Here is a 3,543-nt window from a genome sequence, read left to right as displayed (position 1 = left end):
CGACACCGCCACACCCTTCGGCACACCCGTCGACCCCGACGTAAACATCACATACGCCAACGAACCAGCAGACACCCCCACCGGAAGCACCACACCACCCACCGGCTCAGCATCCACGCGCACCGACGGCACCCCACCGATCGCGTCCACCGTCCGGTCCGTGACCACTACGAGCGCACCGCTCCGGCCCAGCACCTGCCGTATCCGCTCATCCGGATACCCGGCATGCAACGGGACGTACGCCCCGCCCGCCTTCAGCACCGCCAGCATGGCCACGACCACATCGACCGACCGCTCCAACAGCAGCCCGACGCGCGACTCGACACCCACACCACGCTCCGCGAGGACCCTCGCCAGCCGATCGGCCCGCAAGTCCAACTGCCTGTATGTCAGGGAGACATCACCGCACTCCACGGCCACCGCGCCCGGTGAGCCGCCCGCGCGCCGCGCGAAGGCGTCAACGACCGACAGGTCGGTGGGGATGGGCCCGCCGCCGGCGCTCCAGCCCCGTACCAGCCGTTCCCGTTCGTCGTCCGGCAGCAGCGGCAGCGCCCCCACCCGGGTGTCCGGTCCGACGGTGAGCGCATGGAGGAGGTGCTCCACTTGTGCCATGAGGCGACGCGCCGTGTCGGCGTCGAACCGCGCGGGGTCGTAGCCGAGGTCGAAGCTCAGCCGGTCACCCGCGTACGCGGTGAGTGCCAGGGGGTAGTTGGTGGTCTCCGTGACCTCGATATCGCGGAGCGAAAGGCCGAACCGCTCGGCTTCATCGGTGTCGATGGGGTAGTTCTCGAAGACGAGAAGACTGTCGAAGAGGGCGGTTCCCGTGGGCAGTTCGGTCTCCAGATCGCTCAGCGCGATCTCCTCGTACCGACGCGCCTCGACCTGTGCGGCCTGAAGACCGCCGAGCCATTCCGCCACCGGCAGCCCGGATTCGACCTGCACCCGGACGGGGAGGGTGTTGATGAACAGCCCGAGGATGTCCTCGGCCCCCGGCAGATCCGCCGGACGTCCCGACACCGTCGTGCCGAACACCACATCGGACGAACCCGCGTACTGCGACAGCAGCAACGCCCACGCACCCTGCACCACGGCGTTGAGTGTGAGGCCGTTCAGCCGGGCAAAGGCCGTGACCTGCGCGGAGAGCTGATCGGAGACGGCGAGCGAGACCCGTTCCGTGGACTGTCCATGGCTTGCCCTGCCCAGGGGGGTCCGGTCGTACGGGAGCGCCGTCGGCTCGGTGAATCCGGCCAGCCGCTCACGCCAGAAGGACCGGCCGGTGTGCCGGTCGCGCGCTGAAAGCCAGGCGAGATAGTCCCGGAAGGGGCCCCTGTCCACCCCGGATGCCGGCCCATTGTCGCTGCCCGTATCCGTGGCTGTATCCGTACCCGTACCCGTGCCCGTGCCAGTGAGAGACGCGTATTCGGCGATCACGTCGGAGAGCAGCGCGGCCGTGCTCCAACCGTCCAGCAGCAGATGGTGGAAGGTCCACACCACCCGGATCCTGTCGGCGGCGAGCCGAATCAGCACCAGTCGCATCAGGGGCGGGGATTCGAGATCGATCCCCCGCGCCCGGTCCTCGGCGAGCAACTCGCCCAACGCGACGGCTCGTTCGGGTTCGTTCAGGCGCGACCAGTCCAGAACGCGCACCGGGAGCGTCACCGCGCGATGCACCACCTGCACCGGAGCGCCGATGTCCCGCCAGACCACCGACGCCCGTAGCGCGTCCGACCGCTCCACCACCCGCTGCCAGGCGCGCCCGAGTGCCTCGGGATCGCGTGCGCCCTGGAGCACGAAGGAGAACTGTTCGAGGTACGCGGGCGACTCCGGCTCCGCCAGCGCGTGGAAGACCATGCCAGCCTGGAGTGCCGTCAAGGGATAGACGTCCTCGATCCCGCTGCCGTCGCCGCCACGGACCAGCCGGTCCACCTCGATCTGATCGAGGGCGGCGAGCGGGAAGTCGGACGGCGTACGACCACCCGCGCCCGGCTCCGCGCAGTGCCGCAGGAAGGCACGCAGCTCGTCGGCCATGTCCGCCGCGAGCCGCTCGATGGTGCTCCGGTGGTAACGGGACCGCGCATAGGACCAGGTCAGGGTGAGCCGGCCGGCTCGTACCTCCCCGATCACATCCAGCTCGTGCGGACGGGCTTCGGCCGGACCGAACTCGCCGCCGGGGTTGAGCGTCATCGACCGGTACAGATCGTGCCGGCCCGCCAGTCCGTCGAGCTGGCCGAGGTAGTTGAAGCTGACCCGCGGCTCGATGGCGCCGATGCCGTCCGCTCCCCGGCCCGTGGTGAGGTGGCGCAGGGCGCCGTGCCCTATGCCCCGGTCGGGGACGGCTCGGAGCTGCTCCTTCACCGCCTTGATGTCCGACGCCCAGTCGTCGGCCAGTGCGAGCGCAATCGGGTGGATGGACGTGAACCACCCGACCGTACGTGTCAGATCGATGTCGTCGAAAAGATCCTCGCGGCCGTGCCCTTCCAGATTCACGGCTGTCCGGTCGTGCCCGGTCCAGGTACGCAGGGTGCGGGCGAGGGCCGTCAGCAGTACGTCGTTCACCCGCGTCCGGTACACCGGCGGGACCTGGTGCAGCAGCGCCTCCGTCTGCTCGGCGTCGAGCGTCACCGCCAGCGTCTCCTGGCCGGCGACGGTGTCGTCCCCGTCCGGCATGTCGACCGGGATGGCGCTGTGCGCACCGTCCACAACGGATCGCCAGTAGTCACGCTGGGTATCGAAACCACCTCGCGCGGTGTGTTCCGCCAGGCGCTTCGCCCACTGGCGTACGGAGGTGGTCTTGGCCCCCAGATCGATGGGGCGGCCTTCGCGGGCCTGGGCGTGGGCGCTGGCGAGGTCGTCCAGCAGGATGCGCCAGGACACCCCGTCCATCGTCAGATGGTGCACGGCGATCAGGACACGCGAGGCATGGTGGCCGCCGGCCGGGACGCCGACGAGTACGCGGATGAGCGGGCCGCGTTCGAGGTCGAAGGACGCCTGCGCGCGCCGCGTCAGTTCCTTCCAGACGGCGTCCGCGGCCACGGCGGACCCGTCGTCCGGTCCGCCGCGCTGTCCGGCCTCGGGATCACCGCCGGGCCCGTCAGCGGGTCCGCCCGGGAGCTCGTGGATCGTGAACACGGCGTCCAGGTCGAGCCGGGGCTCGATCCGCGCGGTCCAGTGCTGTGGTCCGCGGCGGGCGAAGACCGTCCGCAGTGCGTCGTGCTGTTCCAGTACGGCGGCGAGCGCGCGCCGCAGCACGGCCGGGTCGGTACCGGGAGCCGGGGTGAACTCCGTTGCCATATTGAAGTGTTCGGGCACCACGGGGTGGGTTGCGAAGAACCACTCCCTGATAGGTGTGGTTCCGACCTCCCCCGTGACCGTGCCCTGTTCCGCCAGCACGGTGGCACCGGCCCCGACCGAGCCCGCCACGGCGGCGAGGTCGGCGATCGTCTGCCGGGCGAACACATCGCGCGACGACAGCTCCAGCCCTGCCTGCCTGGCCCGTGAGACCACCTGGATGCTCAGGATCGAGTCCCCGCCCAGGGAGAAGAA

General features: G+C 70.1%; 1 protein-coding gene. It reads right to left on the bottom strand.

The features are described from left to right. The coding region (locus ACIRQP_RS42225; RefSeq protein WP_403900759.1) for a condensation domain-containing protein at positions 1-3,543 on the bottom strand (3,543 nt) is incomplete at both ends.

It is taken from the genome of Streptomyces sp. NPDC102274, from assembly GCF_044766385.1.
GTDB lineage: Bacteria > Actinomycetota > Actinomycetes > Streptomycetales > Streptomycetaceae > Streptomyces.
This window is presented reverse-complemented; position numbering and strand designations above follow the sequence as displayed.